The organism is Kitasatospora sp. NPDC086791, assembly GCF_040685975.1.
GTDB lineage: Bacteria > Actinomycetota > Actinomycetes > Streptomycetales > Streptomycetaceae > Kitasatospora.
The window spans coordinates 114,694-132,491 of sequence record NZ_JBFBOC010000019.1; the positions used below are offsets into that span (position 1 = coordinate 114,694).

The following is a 17,798-nucleotide window of genomic DNA, read 5'->3' on the forward strand; positions in this document are numbered from 1 at the left end:
ATCGATGCCGGATGGGGCCGACAGGGTGCGATTCGAATGTCGTTTCGGTGATGTTCGGGCATTTTCGCTGGTGAAGCGTAATCGCCGGACGGTGGAGCGGCGTGACGGGAGAGGGAAGAGTGATGAACACCATGGCGTCCGGCACGGTACCGGTAGTGAGGGGGTCGCTACCGAATCGGGGGGTTTTGGTCGGATCATCAGCCCGTTCACGCCGCTCACATGTTCGTGTGGGATTCTGCCGCTCCCCGCACCGCGGGCACTTCCTGTGAACAGTCCGTGGAATGCGGCCGACGGCGGGGCTTTCCCTGAGCGGGACGAGGGAAATCCCTCACCGAATGGGAGCACAGCCGGCCGGAATCCGCTCGGTCTCGTCTGGTACGTGGCGTACGGCTCCAACCTGCTCGCCGCCCGGCTCGCCTGTTACCTGCGCGGAGGCCGCCCGGACGGCGGAGCGCGCGCCTACCCCGGCTGCCGCGACCGGCGCCCCGCGCGCCGGGCGGTCGCGACCGTCCTGCCGGGCACCCTGTACTTCGCCGGCCGGTCCCGGGTCTGGGGCGGCGGCTCGGCCTTCTACGACCCGTCCGTGCGCGGCGAGGTGCCCGGCCGGGCCTACCTGCTGACCGCGGGGCAGTTCGCCGACCTCGCCGCCCAGGAGGCGGGCCGCTCCCCCGGCGCCGACCTCGACCTCACCGGGGTCCTCGCCGACGGGCGCGCCGTGCTGGGCCCGGGCCGCCACGAGACGCTGCTGCGCGTCGGCGAGCTGGACGGGCACCCGCTGCTGACCTTCACCGCGCCCTGGGGCGTGGCCGGCGCCGACCTGAACGCCCCGGCCGCCGCCTACCTGCGCACCGTGGGCGCGGGCCTGGCGCAGTCGCACGGCTGGGGGCCCTGGCGCAGCGCCGGCTACCTGGCGACCCGCCCGGGCGCGGCCGGGTCCTGGACTCCGGGCGCGGTGGCTGCGCTGCTCGGGTGAGCGGGCGGGGCGGCGGACGGGGCGGGCGGACGGGGCGGGGCACCCGGTCGGCCCGGCGGGCGGGCGGCCCGGTCCGGGTACCGCCCGTTCAGGCCGGGACGGGTGTGGTGGCGGACGGCGGGGAGCAGCGCGGGGTGGTCGCGCAGACCGTCAGCTGCTGCCAGGTCCCGTCCCGCGGGACCTGCACGGTCCACAGCACCGGGTAGGGCAGGCCGCAGATCGCGCAGGCCCGGCGCGGCGGCGCGGCGGCGGGCTGCGCGTACGGGTTGGCCGGGTTGGCCGGCGGCGGGGAGGGCCACGGCTGGGCCAGCGAGGGCACCCGGTGGGGCACGGGGGCGGGGGCGGCCGGTGCCGGGTACGGGACGGTCGGGGGTCCGAACCCGGTGGCGGGCGGCGCCACGGGCGGGGGCGGTGGCGCGGGTGCGGGTGCGGGCGGCGCGGCGGGTGCGGGCGGCGCGTCAGGTGTGGCTGTGGGTGCGGGTGCGGGTGGCGCCGCCGGCGGGGGCGGTGCCACGGGCGGCGGCGCGGGCGGCGCCAGGGGCGGGGGCGGTGTCGGACGCACCGCGGGCATCGGCGGCACCGGTGGCGTGTCGTCCCAGACGCGCAGGTCGCGGAACGGCGTGCGGAAGTCGTGCCCGCACTTGCCGCAGGTGGTGAGCACGGCCTCCGCCCGCTGGTCGCCGCACGCGGGGCAGAAGGTGACCGGGCGTTCGTAGGACTTGGTGCTCTCGCAGCGGGTGCAGATGAAGTCGGGTTCCAGCTTGGCCTGGCGGAACACGGTGCTGAAGACCTGGAATGGGTTGGGGTTGTCGCTCCCGGCGGTCACCCCGAGCAGGGACACCACCATCTTGAGGTTGCGGTTCCTCGCCCGCAGCCGCTTCAGGTCCAGGTTGACGACCTTGGACTGCTTGCAGTCCTGGCAGACGCAGAGCGTGCGCACGGGCAGTTGGGAGCGGATCGCCGCCTGCTGGTACAGGAACTGGAAGGTGAGCCGGTGCCCGTCCGGGACCTCCACGCTCTGGAACCCGGGGGCGCCCTGGGAGAGCCTGGTCTCGATCAGCGCGGCGAGGTCGATCACCTTCGCCCGGAGCGCGTCCGGCAGCGAGGGCGCCTGGCCCGCGGCGGCCTGCTCGGAGCCGATCAGCGCGGGGATCGCCAGCAGCGCGCCGACGGCGGGCATGGCGAGCACCACCGCGCCCGCGTCCGAGACGAACCGGACGTGGGTGATGCCCGCCCAGCCCGCCGGTCCGACGCTCCTCGTCGCGCCCGGCAGGCGCCCGGCGAACGCCGAGGAGGCGCCGTCGACGAGGCGCTGTCCGGCGGCGTGGCCGCGCTCCGCGACGTCCGAACTGCGCTGGCGCGCCCACAGGTGCGGGGCGGGGAACCCGCCGGCGGACGTCCCGGGGACGAGCGAGGCGATCGCCTGGTCGAAGGCGGCGAGGGTGGACAGGAACGCCTGCTGGAAGGGTTCCTGCACCCCGACCAGCACGGTGGACAGCGCCCGGTCCGAGAGGTGCACCCGGACCACCGCCGCCTGCGGCCCGGCGTCGGGGACCACGTTCAGCCGCGCCAGCATCGGCACCTGGTCCGGCATCATCATCACCGCCCGCACGGCGGAACCGCGTTGGGCCTCGATGACGGTGGCGAGGTTGGTGGTGAACTGGAAGCCGGACCGGTGGAGCACCGCCACCACGGCGTTGCGGACCTGCTCCGGCGGCGCCGCGATCCGGCGTTCGGCGTCCAGGGTGATCGAGGGCACAGCACCTCCAGTGGCGGCAGGCAGGGCGGATCAGGCCACCCGGCGCCGGGCGCCGGGTGGCCTGGGCGTCGTCAGATCAGGTCCTCGTACGACGCCGAGTCGCCGCCGTAGGCCGCGTCGGTGTCGTACGCCGAGTCGCCGCCGTGGGACGGGTCGTGGTCGTGCGCCAGGTCGTTGTCGTGGGAGAGGCCGCCGTCGTCGTGGAAGCCGAAGCCGCCGTCCTCCGCACCGTGGCCGTAGGACGCCTCGGATTCGTAGGAGGCGGCGAAGGTGTCGGTCTCCGTCACGGACAGGTAGCTCTCGAAGGTGACCTCCGAGACCTCGACCACCTGCGCGACCTCCACCGCCTCGACGACCTCCACCGCCTCGACGACCTCGACGGCCTGGACGACCTCCACCGCCTGGACCTCGTGCACGTCGACCTCGGCCTCGACCGCGAACGTGCTCTCCGCGTACTCCTCGACCACGACGGCGTCGGTCTCGGTGTACGAGAGCGAGGCGCTCTCCTCCACGGCGTAGCCGTCCACCAGGAATCCGTCCCACTCGCTCATGTGCTCCCCCACCGTCGTCGGCGTCCCGGTCGGACTGGCCCCCTGCAACGTCCGGGATCACAATAGGGCCCAGCGGTGCCACGTAACACCGGAGGTTGCGATTGCGTGGTGAACCCGTGACAGAGTCTCCCCACCCCTGCCCGGCGCCGGTGTCGGGAGCGGTGTCGGGGGGCGGCACCGCCGCCCGGGCGCGGCGGTGCCGCCCGGCGGACTGCCGGGCGGCACGGGAGACAGCGGCTTGGCATCGCCAACATCGTCACCGCTTCGACCGGCTACCGGGCCGCCGGACGTGGCCTGAACCGGCACCGCAAACGGCAACTGGAACTCCGGAAGAAGTTGCAGGCCAAGGGCACCAAGTCCGCGAAGCGCCTCCTCAAGAAGCGTTCCCGTAAGGAAACCCGACACACCCCCAACGTCAATCACCTCATCTCGAAGACCATCGTCACGACCGCTGAACGCACCGGCTCCGGTATCGCCTTGGAAGACCTCACGGGCATCCGCAGCCGGGTACGGCTCCGCAAGGACCAGCGGACTTCTCTGCACTCGTGGAGCTTCCACCAGCTCGCCGCCTTCACCGAGTACAAGGCGAAGCGCGCCGGGGTGCCGCTGGTGTACGTCGATCCCGCGTACACCAGCCAGCAGTGCTCCGAGTGCGGCCACATCGACCGGAAGAACCGCGTCGATCAAGCGACGTTCGCGTGCCGGTCCTGCGGGACCGTCATGCACGCGGACCACAACGCGTCCTACAACATCGGCCGCAAGGGCGAGACCGTGTGGACCGCGGGGCGTGAGTCACGCGTCCCTGCCATCCCATAGGGGTGTCTGGACGGAGGAGGCCACGCGGCAGCCAGCCGCGCCCTACCTCCAAGCCCGCTCCTTCAGAGCCGGGTCAAGTTGACAGCGGGCGGGGTGTCCAGTAGGCGGTCAGCCGGGCGGCTCCGGGCTCGACGTTCTTCCAGCTCCCCTGGAAGGTGAGCACCGCGGCGGCCGCCGTCGGGAAGCCGGAGCGGTTCATCCGTGCCAGGAGGTCGTCGTCGGCCTCGCCGGCCAGGGTGTCGGCCAGTGCGTGGACGCCGGGGTTGTGGCCGACGGCGACCACGTCCTGGACCTCGTCGGACACCTCGGTGAGGACCGCGATGAGCTCTCCGGGGCTCGCGTCGTAGAGCCGCTCCTCGTAGACGGTCCTCGGCTTGGCGGTGAGTTCGGGGACGACGAGCTGCCAGGTCTCCCGGGTCCGCAGGGCGGTCGAGACGAGCGCGAGGTCGGGGGTGAGGCCGGCGCCGGCGAGCCAGCGGCCGAGCGCCGGCGCGTCCTTGCGGCCTCGCGGGGCGAGCGGGCGCTCGTGGTCGTCCACCTCATCGGGATGCCCGGCCTTGGCGTGGCGGACCAGGACGATCCGGCGCGGAAATTCCTCGGACACGGGGCTTCTCCCTCTCCCCCGCACGGGCCCTTCCCGCACGGACGCGACAGCGACAGCGACAGCGACGATCGTGGCAGGCTCGACCGGGCGGCCACCCGCACCGACCGCCCGTTGACCGGTACGAGCCGGTGAGGTTCACCCGTGCGGGTGACGTTCCCCGGGTACCGGCCGGTCGCCCGCCCGGCCGTCGCTCCCGGGCCCGGGATCGCACCCCTGCTTTCCCGCACCGAAAAGGCTACGTTGCGTTCATGAGACCGGCAATGAATCCGGCGCGCGACGTCGGCATCGACGTCGCAGGTGGACGACGTGGAATCAGTTCACCGGCAGAAGGCCTGATGCAACGACAGAAAACCTGCTCATTGCACTCCCTCGAAATCGAACGCTAGGGTGACGGCACCACGCACGGATCACGAAGGAGCGCGCGCGATGCCCGGCGGCAGACTCACCCAGCAGGAACGCCAGCAGATCGCGCTGGGGCTGGCCGACGGCCTCGCCTACGCGGAGATCGCCCGCCGCCTCGGGCGTCCGACCTCGACCGTCACGCGCGAGGTCATCCGCAACGGCGGCCCCGCCGCCTACCGCGCCGACCTCGCCCACCGCGCCACCGAACACCGCGCCCACCGCCGCCGGAAGGCCGCGCCCCGCGCGCCCGGCACGCCCCCGCAGGCCCACGGCCGCGACGCCGAGGCCGTCCGCGCGTACGAGGAGACGTTCACCACCGTCTTCATGCACCAGGGCCTGCCCACCATGACGGCCCGGGTGCTGGCCGGCCTCTACACCACCGACAGCGGCAGCCTCACCGCCGCCGAACTCGCCGCCCGCCTCCAGGTCAGCCCGGCCTCCGTCTCCAAGGCGGTCGCGTTCCTGGAGAGCCAGGGCCTCGTCCGCCGCGAACGCGACGAACGCCGCCGCGAGCGCTACATCGTCGACGACGACGTCATGTACCAGTCCACGATGGCCGGCGCCCGCGGCACCGCCCACCTCGCCGAGATCGCCCGGCAGGGCGTGGGCGTCCTCGGCGCAGGCACCCCGGCCGCCGCCCGTCTGGAGAACATCGCCCGCTTCGTCGACTTCGTCTCCGAGAGCATCGCCCGCGCCGCCGACCAGGCCCGCGAGATCCTCCACACCAAGCCCGAACCGGCCCCGGACGCCGGGGTCACCGCCGCGCGGGGCGCAGCCGGGTGAACCACCAGGCCACCGCGAGGTTGGGGATCCAGCACAGCCAGGCGATCACCGCGTAGGAGGTGTGGAAGTCCAGGTCCGCCACCTTGACGGCGACCAGCATCAGCCGCAGCGTGACGGCGGCGAAGGTGAGGGCGAAGCTGCGGACCATCCAGCGGCGGTGATCGTCGATCCGGCGCTGCAGGATCATCCGCAGGCCGATGCCGCCGGTGATCAGCCAGGCCAGGCCCAGCCAGGCGAAGCCGAGCCGGGCGGCCACTCCCCCGTAGGCGACCGGCGCCAGCAGCAGCGCGCCGATCCCGCCGACCAGGCAGCCCAGCAGGTAGGTGACGCCGAGGCGGCGGTGCCAGCGCGGCGACCGCCGCCGCAGCCGGTCCGAGAACTGCCACGGGCCGACCGCGAGCGCCACGGCCGCGCCGGATATGTGGACGCCGAGCGGCAGTTCGTGCGCCAGGTAGGTGGCGCGCTGCTCGGTGAAGAACGCCTCCGGGTCGAAGCCCGCGTACCGGGCGGCGAGCAGGGCGATCAGCGTGGAGAACAGCGTCATGATGGCCCAACCGGCCCGTGTGATGCGCATGCCCCGAGTGTCGGGGCCCGCCGGCGGGGCCGGCATCCGGGTCAACCCCGAGAGGGATCCCCCAAAGAACCCTCATTTCGCCTGCGGGAAAAGGAGGTTGGCGGCTTTTGCGGCCCGCCCGGGTCGGCGCCATGGGGCAGGCCCCCCAATCGTCCCTGAGGCAGACCCGAGTGCGCCCCGGCGGGGGCCGGGAATGGTTAGCGTCCGGACATGACCTGGAATCCGCGCAAGCACCTCGCCGTGGCGGCCGCCGTCGCCGTGCTGCTCCCCGCCGAAGCCGCCGGCGCCGTCGCCTCTCCCGCCGCCACCACCACTGCCACCACCGTTTCCGCGCCTGCCTCCACGGCTGCCTCCGCAGAGCGGTTACGCCGGGACGTGGAGGCGATCCACGCCCTGGGGATCAGCGGCGTCCAGGCCCGCGCGGTCGGGCCGGACGGCCGCCAGGCGGTCGCCACCAGCGGCACCGCCGACCTGCGCACCGGCCGCCCGGTGTCGCCCGACGGCTACTTCCGGATGGCCAGTACGGCCAAGACGCTGGTCGCCACGGTGGTCCTGCAGCTGGAGGCCGAGGGCCGGCTGTCCCTGGACGACCCGGTCGGCCGGTGGCTGCCGGACGTGGCCTGGGGCGAGGACTACGACCCCGCCCGGATCACCGTCCGCGACCTGCTGCGGCACACCGGCGGCATCTCCGACGCCGGTCTGCCCGGGTACCGCACGGCGCGGGAGTACGACCGGCAGCGCTTCCTGGTCCACCGCTCCGAGGAGTTGGTCGCCCGCGCTATGACCCAGGAGCCCGACACGGGCTGGAGCTACTCCAACACCGGGTACGTCATGCTCGCCGTGATCGTCGAGCGGGCCACCGGCCGCCCCTCCCACCAGGAGATCGAGGACCGCCTCCTGCGCCCGCTCGGCCTCGACCGGACCCGGTGGACCGGCCTCTCGCCCGTCCTGCCCCAACCGCACGCCCGGGCCTACGAGTTCTACGGCCCCGGCGCCGAGAAGGACGTCACCGTGCAGATCCCGGTGTCCTACGAGCTCTCCTGGGTCACCACCACGCAGGACGAGAACACCTTCTTCCGCGCGCTGCTCTCGGGCCGCCTGCTGCCGGCCCGTCAGCTGGCCGCGATGAAGGAGACCGTCGACGTCTCCGGGAACCCGCAGGCCGCGCGGCTGTGGCCCGAGGGCAGCCGGTACGGGCTCGGCCTGATCCGGCTCCCGCTGGACTGCGGGGGAAGACCGGGGGCCTACTGGAGCCACGAGGGCGGGGACGGCGGCTACATCACCCTCAACGGCGTCACCGAGGACGGCCGGCGCAGCGCGGTGGTCTCGATGTCGGAGGCGCGCGGCGACACCGTGGAGCACATCCTGGAGCAGGAGCACGCGGCCGGCGCCCTGATCGAGCACGCGCTGTGCGCGGGCGACTGACCGCCCGCCGGCGGGGTTCGGGGCGTGCGCCGGCCGAGTCCGGGGAGGAGTTCAGTCGTCATAGGTGAGGCGCTCGTACCGCAGGCCCTTGCGGAGCAGGTCGACCACCCGCAGGAGGTCGAGCGGGCGGGCCGGTCCGAGGTCGATGAGGTAGTTGCCGGTGAGGCGGCCGTACTCCCAATCCACCTCGACCGAGGGCAGTTTCACCCCGCCGAGGGCGAGCACGGTGGTCAGGTCGTCCAGGACGGAGGCGGCCTGCCGGCGCTGCTCGGCGGTGGCGCGGGACAGGGGCGAGGGCATCACTTCTCCCCCGGCCGCATGGAGACCTCGAAGCCACGCCGGGCGCTGTGGGCGTCGGAGAAGAAGGCGAACTCCTTGAGCTCACCGGAGTCCTGGCGCAGCCACACGCCGGCGGCCTCGTTGCGGACGAGGTAGCGGCGGGCCGCGCGGTCGAAGCGCACGCCGTGGCCGTCGAAGCGGGGGGATTCGTCGTGGAGCATGGGAAGAGAACCCTCTGCGATCGGAGTTTCACGTTCTGTGCTCATGATGGCGTGGCGACGTCTACGATCGGAAGCAGCTTGCTACTTGCCCTCGGGCCGGTCAGAAGTTGAGGACTGCCATGAACAAGAAGAACGTCGACCCGGAGTCCAGCCCCTGGGCCCCCTTCGGGATCCAGCTCCGCAAGTCGCGAGAGGCCAAGGGTCTCCGGCAGGAGGAACTGGCTCCGCTCCTGGAGTGCTCCCCCTCGCACCTGTCGTACATCGAACTTGCGCACCGACCCCCGAGTCGCAGGCTCGCCGAACTGGCGGACGAAGCGCTCGACACCGGCGGCACGCTGCTGCTGATGTGGTACCAGCTGAAGAACGCGGCGATCCTGGAGGGATTTCCGGAGTACGCCCGCTACGAGTCCCTCGCGGAACAGATCAAGATCTTCGAGATCGACATCGTCACCGGACTTCTGCAGACCCGGGCCTATGCGACCGCGATCGAGATGGGTTACGCCAGGCAAGGCAATGGGACCGAGAAACTGGCGGACGAGCGAATCGAGTTCAGGCTCAACCGCCAGAAAATCCTGGAACGGACCTCCCCTCCGCTCGTCCACGTGGTGTTGGACGAAAGCTGTCTCAGGCGGATCGTCGGTGGGCGCGACATCATGGTCGAACAGCTGCTCCACCTTGAGCAGTTGACCACGCGCTGCAACGTCGTCGTCCAGGTAGCGCCATACTCCTTGGGCGAGAACCGGCCGTTCACGCACATGGCGCACCTCCTTACCATGCCGAACCGCAAAGTTCTCGCTTACGGCGAGATCGAGCAGCGCGGATACATCGATCGCGATTCCAAGTCGGTCGCGGTCCTGACCAAGAGTTACGATCGACTTGCGGTCGAGGCCCTTGGCCAAACCGAATCGCGAGCCTTCATCCGTGCAGTAAGGAGGGACTTGGAGTGGATGTCGACCTGACGGGCGCTTCCTGGCGGAAGAGTTCATACAGCGGCGGTGGCGGTGCCGCGTGCGTCGAGGTCGCCGACGGCTTCACCGGCGTCATGCCCGTACGCGACTCCAAGGACCCCTCCGGCCCTGCCCTGGTCTTCTCCTCCCCCGCCTGGCGGTCCTTCGTCACCGCCGTCCGCACCGGCGAGTTCGACGCCCGCTGAGCAGCAGGTCGGCCCCGCCGACGTCCTGCTCAACCCCCGTAATCCCCTTGCCCGTCGGCTCCGGCGACGGATGCAATGTCCGGCATGACTACGCCACCATCGCCCGCTGTCCCCGCGCCGGCTTCCACATCCTCCGTACGCATCGGTGCCCTCGCCCCGCTGAGCCGGCCCGGCTGGGTCGAGGCGGGCCGGCACCTGCTGGCCGGGCTCGAACTGGCCGCCCGTGAGGTCAACGACGCCGGCGGGATCGGCGGCCGGCCGCTCGAACTGCTGGTGCGGGACACGGCGGCCGATCCGCAGCGCGCCGAGGCGGCCGTGGACGAGCTGGCCGGCCTCGGGGCGGCCGCCCTGGCCGGGGAGTACCACAGCGTCGTCGCCCGCTCCGTCGCCGCCCGGGCCGACGCGCTCGGCCTGCCGTTCCTCTGCTCGTCGGCGGTGCTCGACGCGCTGACCGAGCAGCCGACGCCGTGGGTCGCGCGCATCTGCCCGGCGCAGTCGCACGGCTGGAAGGTCTACGCGGACTTCCTCCTCGGCGCCGGGCACAGCCGGATCGCCCTCGCCGTCCAGCCGAACGTCTACTGGGCGGCGGGCACCGCCATCCTGCGCGACCACCTCGCCGCGCGCGGCGGCACCGTCACCGAACTCGACCTGAACGCGCTCTCCCCCGCCGCCGTGTGCGACGAACTCGTCCGGCACGGCGCGACGGCGCTGCTCCTCCTGGTCGGCGCCCCGGAGTCGGCCGCGCCGCTCGTCGCGTCCGTCCGCGGTGACCAGCGCCTCGCGAAGCTCCTGATCGGCGCCCCGGCCGGGCAGCCGGAGTTCGCCGAGTGGGCCGCGCCGCTGGGCGACGGCGGCTCGGCGGTGCCGTTCCTGCGCTACCTGCCCGAGCGCCCGACCCCGCTCGGTGCCCGCGTCGAGGCCTCCCTGCGCGGGAAGTTGGGCGCGGCGCCCTCCTTCGTCGCCTTCGAGGGGTACGACACGGTCACCGTCCTCGCCGAGGTCCTGCGCTCGGCCGGCCCCGACCGGGCACGGATCGCCGAGGCCTGGCCGCACGTCGCCGTCGAGGGCACCCGCGGGCCGGTCCGGTTCTCCCGCGAGCCGGGCGGCCGCGTCTGGCAGTGGGCCTGGCCGCCGGTGCAGGTCGCCGACCGGGACCCGGCCGCGCCGGACCGCTTCCGGGTCCTCCACACCGGCTGACAGCACACCACCCCCGCGCAGGAAGTCGGCCGGTCCGACTTCCTGCGCTCAGTGGCAGCCCCTCGTGGGGCGAGCCCGGGCGTCAGGCTTCGGCGCGCAGCCGGGTCCGGGTGCGCATCAGGATCCGGCCGAGCATGTTCTTGCCCGTTCCGGTGCTTCCGCGGCCCCAGTAGTGGTCGGTGGTGGTGTCCTCGACGATCTCCTGGTCGGCGGTGGACAGCAGGACGGCGCGGATGTCCTCGTGCGTGCGGAACTTGGCCTCCACCGCGCGGCGCATCACGTCGTCCTTGACCCGCTCCCAGTCCCGCCGCAGCGGCTTGGAGCGGTCCCGGCCCAACTCGGCGGCGCGCAGCGGGGTGCGGGCCCGGCGGATCAGGTCGGCGTGGCGGGTGCCGGGGAACTTCTGGGCCTGGAAGTAGTGTTCCGAGGTCGGCCAGGTGTGGCCGTCGAGTTCCAGGCCGTGGGCGGAGAAGTTGGAGAAGCAGCCGTAGGGGACGTCGTCGGCGCCGTAGAAGTAGATCGTCATCCGGGTCTCGTGGTCGCTCGCGGGTGGCGGGCGGGTGGCGGGCGGGTCAGTCGCCGGTGGGCAGGGCGGTGTGTCCCCTGCCGATCCACCGGCCGGCCGGTCGCCGTGGCGGGCGTACGACGATCCGGCCGAAGCTCTTCCGGCCGACCAGCTCCACGCGCAGCGTGACCGGTGTGGCGGCGTCCCGGGTCTGGCGGTTCCTGACCCTGCCGAACTCCAGTGCCAGGGCGTCGGCGTCGACCACGATGCCCGGTCCGGTGATCAGCGTCAGGGTCTTGCCGCGCATGTCCAGGTCGATCCGCAGGGTGTCCTGGGTGATCACCGCCTGGGTGAAGTCGAGCGTCACGTCGCTCCACTCCAGGCAGAGGCCCAGTCGGCGCGGCACCACCCAGCGTCCCGTCCGTTTGAGCGTGGTCCACTTCTGATCGATCCGCACGACGTCCTTGGCCACCTCCGCCACGGCCCCGCCGCCGAAGAGCGACACGGGCGGCAGGTCGACGGTGAGTTCGGCCAGTTCGCCGACCGTCCGCGCCGACAATGCGGCTTCCAGACGCTCGTCCAGTTCGTCCGCGGTCAGCCGGCCCTCGCCCGCCGCGACCCGCAGCAGTTCGGCCACCCGGTCCCGGTCCGCGTGGGAGGCCCGCAGTCCGGGAGCGGGGTTCGCGGGGCCGGCGGGGTTCGCGGGGCCGGCGGTGGGCGAGATCTCTCCCGGCATGCGTCCTTGTCCTGAGCTTGATCGTGGCTTCGTGGTCCGTACGACGGTGTTCAACGCTATAGCGCGACCGGTGTTCCCGCCAGGGCGGTTCCGAGCGTCCGGGCCCGCCTCGGCGGTGCGGGAAAGCCGTGGCGGCGAGAGGAGTTGGAGGATTCCGTCGCCGCCGGGTGACGGGCGCTCACCGCGTGGTCACGGCGGGGCGGCGGTCTTGTCCGCGGCGCCGGGCCGGGGGGTGCCGTCGACCGCGACACAGATGCCGAACACGCGGTCGTGACCGGTCCAGCCGTTGACGCGGCCCCGGTTGTTGCTGATCTGCACGCGTCTGCGGGCCGGGTCGACGGCGGACACCAGGTGCAGGTAGACGGTTCCGGCGACGCGGGCGAGGACGATGTCCCCCGGTGCGAGCCTGGCCGGGTCGACGGGGGCGACGCGCACCGGCTGCCGGCTGCGGATCAGGGGGACCATCGAGGAACCGCTCGGCCGGAACTCGACCGTGGCCCCGCCGGCGACCCTGGCCGCCACCGCATCCAATGCACCCATCGGGCGATCGTGGCAGACCGGGGCGGGCTCGGCCCACCGGTTTTCCGCTCACCCGGACCGGGTGCCGGCGGTCGGGAGCCGGGCCACGCCGCCCTCTCCCCTGGCCTGCACGCGGTGAACCACCGTGCCGGGAGGGGCCGTTGAGCGGGTCGGGGCGCGCGACGCGTCCCGACCCGTTCCGCGACCCCTGGAGGACCCCGTGCCCGCCACCCCCCGTTCCGTCCGGACCACCGGCCTGCTGCTGGCCGCCGGCCTGATCTCCGCCGTCGGCCTCGCCGCCACCACCGCCACCGCCGCCCCGGCCCCCGGCACGCCGAACGTGGTGGCCGCCCGGGCGACGCCCACGTCCAAGCCCTCGCCCGCGCCGTACTTCTCCCTCTGCTCGGGCGGCACCTACTCCTCCTACGCGGTGTTCGAGAAGCGCGGCAACATGTCGACCACGATCGTCCCGCCCGGCCAGTGCGTCACCCTCGACCTGACCGGCCAGCGCAACGAGAAGGTCACCCTGTTCGGGCTGCGCCCCAACGGCCAGGCCTTCAAGATCGCCACCGACTACTTCGACGACGCCGACGGCGAGCACATCCGCACCCTCGGCACCCCGGACCGCAACGACTGGACCACCTTCTAGGCGCCCCCGCCGCCGGGCCGCCCGGTTCCCGGGGAACCGCGGGCTCCCCGGGGACCCCCGGGACCCCGGGACCCCCGGGAACCGCGGGTCCGTACGCGAAGTCATATCCGGTATGAACGCCGATACCACCCGAAACGCAATCCAATCGCCCCCGCCGACCCCGACGCCTCCTCAACTCGACCGCAGGAGGCTGCTGCTGAGCGGTGCCGGAGGCCTCGGCGCGCTCGCCGTCGCGGGCGGGGTCGGCTGGTGGGCGCGCCGGGGTGACGTGCGCGGCCCCCGGCTGTGGAGCTCGCCCGACCTGGGCGGGCGGGTCGTCCTGGGCGCCGGGGAAGGCACCGGGGAGGCAGCCGGGGCGCAGCAGGGGCTGTTCGCCTCGGGGTACGACGGCAGTGTGCGTTCGCTCGACCCGCGTACGGGCGCGGTGCGCTGGAGCCGGGTGGTCGGGGCGGCGGCGCCCGTGAACGGCTCGGACGGTTCGGACGGCCTCGGTGGGTGGCAGCTGGACAACTCGGGCGGGTGGCCGCTGGCTTCGGGGGACGGCGTGGTGTGCGTGGTCTCCACCGGCGGGGTGCACGTCCTCGACGCGGTGTCGGGCGAGGTGCGGTGGGAGGCGCCGCTGCCGGAGTGGGACGAGTCCGCGTGGCAGCAGGAGCCCGTCGTCGGCGGTGGCGGCGTGTTCACGGCGTACGGCACCTCGCTGCGCTGCCACGACGCGACCTCCGGCGCGCTGCGCTGGAGCAGCGATCCGGGTGTCTCGGGCGCCCTGGCGCTGGCCGGGGACACCGTGTTCGCCGCCGCCCGCTACGGCGGGGTGCTGGCGTTCGACGCGCGCGGCGGTGAGCGGCGCTGGGCGCAGGACGCGGTCGCCGCCGTCGGCGACGCCCCCGTCGTCCACCGGGGTGTCGTGCACGTCCGGCAGACGGATCCGGGGGCGGCGTCCTCGACCGTCTTCGCGCTGGACGCGGCGACCGGGCGGGTGCTGTGGCAGCGCGGGCGGCTGCCGGTGGCGGGGCCGTTGTCGGTCGCCGACCAGGCGGTGTGCCTGCTCAGCGGGGGTCGGCTGACGGCGCTGGACGCGCGGACGGGCGACTCGCTGTGGACGGTGGAGGCGCCCCTGGGCCTGGGGCGCGGGATGAGTTCGATGGCCGCGGCGGACGGCAGCGTGTACGTGGGGACGAACGACGACCGGCTGTTCGCGTTCGACCTCGCGACGGGCCGGCCGCGCTGGCGGGACGAGCCGCGGCGGATCAGGGAGGACGGCGCGTACACCAGGGTGTTCCTGGCCGCGGCCGGGTCGGCGGTGTTCCGGGGCAGCCGGACCGGGCTGCACGCCCTGGGTGCGCTGCCGTCGGCCTGAGGGCCGAGGGTCGGGGGCCGGGGGCCGGGAGTCGGGGGGTCGCCGGCCGTGCGGAGTGGGAAGTCGGCCGGTCCGACGTCCCACTCCGTTGCCGACCGACCGTCAGCGTGCCGTTGTCGCAGCCTCGTTCCAGCGGCGTCGGTGGAGGTGGTGCGGCACGGGCGGGACGGGCGGTTCGGGTGGCACGGGGCGGCTGGTCGTGGCGGTGCGGGTGTCGGCGCACGGGTTCGTCGGCAGTGATGTGCCGGGCGTCGTGAAGAACCGCTGGTCACGGTGGTAGCCGCCGGGTTCCGCGGGGCCCGCCCTTTGCTAGGATCCGCCGCGCCGGACAGTTGATCAAGGAGAACAGTGGCGGACCAGGAGCGGGTGGAGCTGGCGTACGCGCCGACGGCCGAGGACTTCCGCGAGGCGTTCGCCGCCCAGGCCCGGCACACCACCGCGGGCCTGCTGATGCGGGTGCTGGTGTGGGTGCCGGCCGTCATCTCCGGGCTCGGCGGCGTGCTGAACGCGGTGGACGGCCAGGCGGGCGTTTCGGACGTGCTCGCGACGGCCGCGTTCGTGGCACTGGCCCTGTTCGTGCCGCGCTACCAGCTCCTCTCGGCGCAGCGGCGGGTCGCTCGGCGCGGCGGTGAGTACCGCGCGGTGGTGGACACCGCCGGGGTGCGCGTCACGGACGCGCGCGGTACCCGTGACCTGTCCTGGGCGCGGCTGTCGCGTTCGCTGGAGACCGAGAGCCAGTTCGTGGTGCTGAGCGGCAGCGGCAACTGCCTGATCACCCTGCCCAAGCGCGGCACCTCCTCCCCCGACGCGCTGCGTGCCCTGATCGCCCGGCACACCACGCCCTTCACCCGGGCGGCGGGCTCGAGGTCCTGACGGGGCTGCGGGTCCGCCCGCGGGTCCGGCGGCGGGTTCACCGGTGCCTGCGCGCGGGCCCTCTCGACGCGGGCGCGTGCGGGGCCGCATCCTCGTGACGGTGCGGTGACCGCACCGGTGACCGCCCCCAGTGGAGGAGCCCCCCGTGGACCGTCTCGTCCTGGACCCGACCGGCCGTGACCGCGACGCCGAGACCGCCGAGCTGCACGGGCGCGGACCGGCCACGCCCGTCGACATCCTGGGGGTGCGGGCCTGGGCGGTGGCCGACCCGGCCCTGCTGGAGGACCTGCTCAAGGACGCCCGGGTGTCCAAGGACCCGCTGCGGCACTGGCCGGCCTTCGCCGAGGTGGTGCCCACCTGGCCGCTGGCCCTGTGGGTGAGCGCCCGCAACATGTTCACCGCGCACGGCGCGGACCACCGCCGGCTGCGTCGCCTGGTGGGCACCGCGTTCACCGCGCGCCGGATCACCGCCCTGGCCGAGCGCGTCGAGCAGCTGACCGACGCCCTGCTGGACGGCCTGGCCGCCGCCGGCCCGGACACCCCGGTGGACCTGCGAGAACGCCTGGCCTACCCGCTGCCGATCCAGGTCATCGCCGAACTCCTGGGCTTGCCGGAGGACTTGAAGGAGCGCTTCCGCACCGCCGTCGACCGGGTCTTCGACACCACCCTCACCCCCGAGGAGTCCGGGGCGAACACGGCGGAGTTCTACGCGATGCTGGACGGGCTGATCGCCGCCAAGCGCCGCGAGCCGGGCGAGGACATGACCTCCCAGCTGATCGCCGCCCGCGACACCGAGGGCGAGGGCGCGGACGGCGGCGCCCTGACCGAGGAGGAACTGCGCGACACCCTGCTGCTGGTCGTCTCGGCCGGCTACGAGACCACCGTCAACCTGATCGACAACGGCATCGCGAACCTGCTCACCCACCCCGACCAACTCGCCCTGGTGCGCGCGGGCAAGGCCGGCTGGGGCGACGTGGTCGAGGAGGCGCTGCGCCGCGACGCCCCCGTCGCGCACCTGCCGCTGCGCTACGCCGTGGAGGACATCGAGCTGCCCGGCGGGGTCACCATCCCGCGGGGCGAGGCGATCCTCGCCTCCTACGCCGCCGCCGGGCGCCACCCCGCCCGTTACGGCGACAGCGGCGCGGACTTCGACGTCACCCGCCCGGCGAAGGACCACCTCGCCTTCGGTCACGGCCCGCACTTCTGCCTCGGCGCCCCGCTGGCCCGCCTGGAGGGGCAGACCGCGCTGCGCAAGCTCTTCGAGCGCTTCCCCGACCTCGCCCTCGCCCCGCACGCCGAGCTGCGGCCCGTCGAGTCGTTGATCTCCAACGGGCACCACACCCTGCCGGTCCTGCTCGGCCGGCCGGCCCCGCAGGCACCGCAGGCCTCCTGACCACCCGGGGGCCTCTCCGTTCCGGGCCTGCGCGGGAGGTCGGCCCGTCCGACGTCCTGCGCAACGGCCCCGGTGCCCGCCGCCCTACGGCCTCCCCGCCGCCTGCCCGGTGGTCGAGGACGGCGGGTACGGCGTGGCGGTGCGCGCCCCTGTCAGATGTCAGGGACCGCTGCGGCCTGCGCGTTCCTAGGCTGACGGGCACCGGCCGCCATCCGTTGCCGGCCGCCCGTACCAGTCAAGGGAGAACCACCCCATGCGCAGGATCACCCACACCCTGGCCGCCCTCGCCCTCGCCACCGCCGCCCTGACCGCGCTGGGCACCGGCAGCGCCGGCGCCGCCGACGGCTCCTGGGCGAACTGCCCGTCCGGCGCGGTCTGCGTCTACCCGCAGAACCAGGACCCGGCCGCCTCCCCCAGCGAGGTGTACTGGAGCTACGGCGCCCACAACCTGAGCAACCAGTACGGCAACCACTGGGTGCTCAACAACCAGACCGGCGGCGCCCACGCGCACCTGTGCCGGGGCTCGGGCGGCGCGGACTGCGTCTACGACATCCCGGCCCAGAACGGCGTCTACTACGACCTGGGCCCGATCAACTCCATCACCCTCGAACGTCCCTGACGTCCCGTCACACATCAGGAACCGAGGAGGTGTCCGCCGCACCGGGGGGAGCGGCAGGCACCTCCCTTTTCCCGTCCCGGACCGCGGCGCACAGGAAGCCGGCACGGGCGTTCAGGTGCGGGTTGTGCGGGTGGCTTGGGTGCGGCAGTGGGCGAGGGCGTACCTGATGCGGGTGTCGGGGTTGGGGGTGGTGGTGAGGAGTTCGCCGGCGGTGACGAGGGCGGTCCAGTAGGTGGTGGGGTCGCCGGTGCGGGGGAGGGGGTGGGCGGCGGCGAGGGAGAGGTAGGCGGTGGTGAGGTTGCCGGTGGTGAGCCAGCGGTCGAGGCCGTGTTGGTGGCCGGGGCGGATGCCGCCCATGGCGTCGACGGCGGTGAGGAAGTGGGCGACGACGGTGCGTTCGGTGGGGG

At 73.5% G+C, this 17,798-nt stretch carries 21 protein-coding genes and 1 pseudogene; 12 read left to right on the plus strand and 10 right to left on the minus strand.

What is annotated here, in order from left to right; all coding sequences use genetic code 11:
* The first annotated feature begins 379 nt into the window (after positions 1–379).
* Entirely contained in the window at positions 380–973 is a 594-nt protein-coding gene (locus tag AB0Q99_RS23720; protein WP_363574881.1) for a histone deacetylase, read from the plus strand.
* 88 nt (positions 974–1,061) lie between these two features.
* Here the strand turns inward: AB0Q99_RS23720 and AB0Q99_RS23725 are convergent, their stop codons facing one another.
* Positions 1,062–2,732 (minus strand): hypothetical protein, encoded by a 1,671-nt coding sequence (locus AB0Q99_RS23725; RefSeq protein ID WP_363574883.1) that lies wholly within the window; start codon positions 2,730–2,732, stop codon positions 1,062–1,064.
* A 71-nt stretch (positions 2,733–2,803) separates the two neighbouring features.
* Positions 2,804–3,283: a hypothetical protein gene (locus AB0Q99_RS23730; protein ID WP_363574885.1), complete on the minus strand. Its 480-nt coding sequence runs from the start codon at positions 3,281–3,283 to the stop codon at positions 2,804–2,806.
* A 237-nt stretch (positions 3,284–3,520) separates the two neighbouring features.
* Between AB0Q99_RS23730 and AB0Q99_RS23735 the strand changes: the two are divergent.
* Positions 3,521–4,099 (plus strand): annotated as a pseudogene (locus AB0Q99_RS23735) (transposase); the annotation flags it as partial.
* A gap of 73 nt (positions 4,100–4,172) precedes the next feature.
* Here AB0Q99_RS23735 and AB0Q99_RS23740 read toward each other — a convergent pair.
* Positions 4,173–4,703: a histidine phosphatase family protein gene (locus tag AB0Q99_RS23740; RefSeq protein ID WP_363574887.1), complete on the minus strand. Its 531-nt coding sequence runs from the start codon at positions 4,701–4,703 to the stop codon at positions 4,173–4,175.
* 426 nt (positions 4,704–5,129) lie between these two features.
* Between AB0Q99_RS23740 and AB0Q99_RS23745 the strand changes: the two genes are divergently transcribed.
* Complete coding sequence (locus AB0Q99_RS23745; protein WP_363574889.1) at positions 5,130–5,888, plus strand: helix-turn-helix domain-containing protein; 759 nt, start codon at positions 5,130–5,132, stop codon at positions 5,886–5,888.
* Here the strand turns inward: AB0Q99_RS23745 and AB0Q99_RS23750 are convergent.
* Entirely contained in the window at positions 5,860–6,462 is a 603-nt protein-coding gene (locus AB0Q99_RS23750) for a DUF2306 domain-containing protein (protein ID WP_363574891.1), read from the minus strand. The genes AB0Q99_RS23745 and AB0Q99_RS23750 overlap by 29 nt on opposite strands.
* A gap of 210 nt (positions 6,463–6,672) precedes the next feature.
* Between AB0Q99_RS23750 and AB0Q99_RS23755 the strand changes: the two genes are divergently transcribed.
* Positions 6,673–7,887, plus strand: coding sequence for a serine hydrolase domain-containing protein (locus tag AB0Q99_RS23755; protein ID WP_363574893.1), 1,215 nt, complete (start codon positions 6,673–6,675; stop codon positions 7,885–7,887).
* A 51-nt stretch (positions 7,888–7,938) separates the two neighbouring features.
* Here AB0Q99_RS23755 and AB0Q99_RS23760 read toward each other — a convergent pair whose 3' ends face one another.
* The gene (locus AB0Q99_RS23760) at positions 7,939–8,187 is read right to left on the minus strand and encodes a hypothetical protein (RefSeq protein ID WP_363574895.1); all 249 of its coding nucleotides are present in this window, start codon (positions 8,185–8,187) and stop codon (positions 7,939–7,941) included.
* Positions 8,187–8,387, minus strand: coding sequence for a hypothetical protein (locus AB0Q99_RS23765; RefSeq protein WP_363574897.1), 201 nt, complete (start codon positions 8,385–8,387; stop codon positions 8,187–8,189). The genes AB0Q99_RS23760 and AB0Q99_RS23765 overlap by 1 nt, the downstream gene beginning before the upstream one ends.
* Before the next feature lie 119 nt (positions 8,388–8,506).
* Here AB0Q99_RS23765 and AB0Q99_RS23770 point away from each other — a divergent pair, with 119 nt between their 5' ends.
* From AB0Q99_RS23770 to AB0Q99_RS23780, 3 genes are all read left to right on the plus strand, one after another.
* Positions 8,507–9,346, plus strand: a complete 840-nt coding sequence (locus tag AB0Q99_RS23770; protein WP_363574899.1) for a helix-turn-helix transcriptional regulator — start codon at positions 8,507–8,509, stop codon at positions 9,344–9,346.
* Positions 9,331–9,540, plus strand: a complete 210-nt coding sequence (locus AB0Q99_RS23775; protein WP_363574901.1) for a DUF397 domain-containing protein — start codon at positions 9,331–9,333, stop codon at positions 9,538–9,540. Before AB0Q99_RS23770 ends, AB0Q99_RS23775 begins: the two co-directional genes overlap by 16 nt.
* A gap of 84 nt (positions 9,541–9,624) precedes the next feature.
* The gene (locus AB0Q99_RS23780; protein WP_363574903.1) at positions 9,625–10,737 is read left to right on the plus strand and encodes an ABC transporter substrate-binding protein; all 1,113 of its coding nucleotides are present in this window, start codon (positions 9,625–9,627) and stop codon (positions 10,735–10,737) included.
* A gap of 82 nt (positions 10,738–10,819) precedes the next feature.
* Here the strand turns inward: AB0Q99_RS23780 and AB0Q99_RS23785 are convergent, their stop codons facing one another.
* The 3 genes from AB0Q99_RS23785 to AB0Q99_RS23795 all read right to left on the minus strand — a co-directional run bounded on the left by AB0Q99_RS23785 (position 10,820) and on the right by AB0Q99_RS23795 (position 12,518).
* The gene (locus AB0Q99_RS23785) at positions 10,820–11,263 is read right to left on the minus strand and encodes an NADAR family protein (RefSeq protein WP_363574904.1); all 444 of its coding nucleotides are present in this window, start codon (positions 11,261–11,263) and stop codon (positions 10,820–10,822) included.
* Between the two features lie 46 nt (positions 11,264–11,309).
* Positions 11,310–11,978 (minus strand): DUF1707 domain-containing protein, encoded by a 669-nt coding sequence (locus AB0Q99_RS23790; RefSeq protein WP_363574906.1) that lies wholly within the window; start codon positions 11,976–11,978, stop codon positions 11,310–11,312.
* Between the two features lie 189 nt (positions 11,979–12,167).
* Entirely contained in the window at positions 12,168–12,518 is a 351-nt protein-coding gene (locus tag AB0Q99_RS23795; RefSeq protein WP_363574908.1) for a S26 family signal peptidase, read from the minus strand.
* Between the two features lie 199 nt (positions 12,519–12,717).
* Here AB0Q99_RS23795 and AB0Q99_RS23800 point away from each other — a divergent pair, with 199 nt between their 5' ends.
* From AB0Q99_RS23800 to AB0Q99_RS23820, 5 genes are all read left to right on the plus strand, one after another.
* Positions 12,718–13,146, plus strand: coding sequence for a hypothetical protein (locus tag AB0Q99_RS23800; protein ID WP_363574910.1), 429 nt, complete (start codon positions 12,718–12,720; stop codon positions 13,144–13,146).
* A gap of 112 nt (positions 13,147–13,258) precedes the next feature.
* Complete coding sequence (locus tag AB0Q99_RS23805; protein WP_363574912.1) at positions 13,259–14,506, plus strand: PQQ-binding-like beta-propeller repeat protein; 1,248 nt, start codon at positions 13,259–13,261, stop codon at positions 14,504–14,506.
* A 348-nt stretch (positions 14,507–14,854) separates the two neighbouring features.
* Entirely contained in the window at positions 14,855–15,379 is a 525-nt protein-coding gene (locus AB0Q99_RS23810; RefSeq protein WP_363574914.1) for a YcxB family protein, read from the plus strand.
* Between the two features lie 130 nt (positions 15,380–15,509).
* The gene (locus AB0Q99_RS23815; protein ID WP_363574916.1) at positions 15,510–16,772 is read left to right on the plus strand and encodes a cytochrome P450; all 1,263 of its coding nucleotides are present in this window, start codon (positions 15,510–15,512) and stop codon (positions 16,770–16,772) included.
* Between the two features lie 253 nt (positions 16,773–17,025).
* Positions 17,026–17,391: a hypothetical protein gene (locus AB0Q99_RS23820; protein ID WP_363574918.1), complete on the plus strand. Its 366-nt coding sequence runs from the start codon at positions 17,026–17,028 to the stop codon at positions 17,389–17,391.
* Between the two features lie 111 nt (positions 17,392–17,502).
* Here AB0Q99_RS23820 and AB0Q99_RS23825 read toward each other — a convergent pair.
* Positions 17,503–17,798, minus strand: a 296-nt coding sequence (locus AB0Q99_RS23825) for a hypothetical protein (protein WP_363574920.1), incomplete at its 5' end; no start/stop codon positions are given.

Excerpts from the sequence above, each read along its gene's own strand:
- AB0Q99_RS23760 (WP_363574895.1), bottom strand. The coding sequence starts at position 8,187 with ATGCCCTCGCCCCTGTCCCGCGCCACCGCCGAGCAGCGCCGGCAGGCC.
- AB0Q99_RS23795 (WP_363574908.1), bottom strand. The coding sequence starts at position 12,518 with ATGGGTGCATTGGATGCGGTGGCGGCCAGGGTCGCCGGCGGGGCCACG.
- AB0Q99_RS23805 (WP_363574912.1), top strand. The coding sequence starts at position 13,259 with ATGAACGCCGATACCACCCGAAACGCAATCCAATCGCCCCCGCCGACC.
- AB0Q99_RS23750 (WP_363574891.1), bottom strand. The coding sequence starts at position 6,462 with ATGCGCATCACACGGGCCGGTTGGGCCATCATGACGCTGTTCTCCACG.
- AB0Q99_RS23745 (WP_363574889.1), top strand. The coding sequence starts at position 5,130 with ATGCCCGGCGGCAGACTCACCCAGCAGGAACGCCAGCAGATCGCGCTG.
- AB0Q99_RS23820 (WP_363574918.1), top strand. The coding sequence starts at position 17,026 with ATGCGCAGGATCACCCACACCCTGGCCGCCCTCGCCCTCGCCACCGCC.
- AB0Q99_RS23770 (WP_363574899.1), top strand. The coding sequence starts at position 8,507 with ATGAACAAGAAGAACGTCGACCCGGAGTCCAGCCCCTGGGCCCCCTTC.
- AB0Q99_RS23730 (WP_363574885.1), bottom strand. The coding sequence starts at position 3,283 with ATGAGCGAGTGGGACGGATTCCTGGTGGACGGCTACGCCGTGGAGGAG.
- AB0Q99_RS23780 (WP_363574903.1), top strand. The coding sequence starts at position 9,625 with ATGACTACGCCACCATCGCCCGCTGTCCCCGCGCCGGCTTCCACATCC.
- AB0Q99_RS23765 (WP_363574897.1), bottom strand. The coding sequence starts at position 8,387 with ATGCTCCACGACGAATCCCCCCGCTTCGACGGCCACGGCGTGCGCTTC.
- AB0Q99_RS23785 (WP_363574904.1), bottom strand. The coding sequence starts at position 11,263 with ATGACGATCTACTTCTACGGCGCCGACGACGTCCCCTACGGCTGCTTC.
- AB0Q99_RS23755 (WP_363574893.1), top strand. The coding sequence starts at position 6,673 with ATGACCTGGAATCCGCGCAAGCACCTCGCCGTGGCGGCCGCCGTCGCC.
- AB0Q99_RS23790 (WP_363574906.1), bottom strand. The coding sequence starts at position 11,978 with ATGCCGGGAGAGATCTCGCCCACCGCCGGCCCCGCGAACCCCGCCGGC.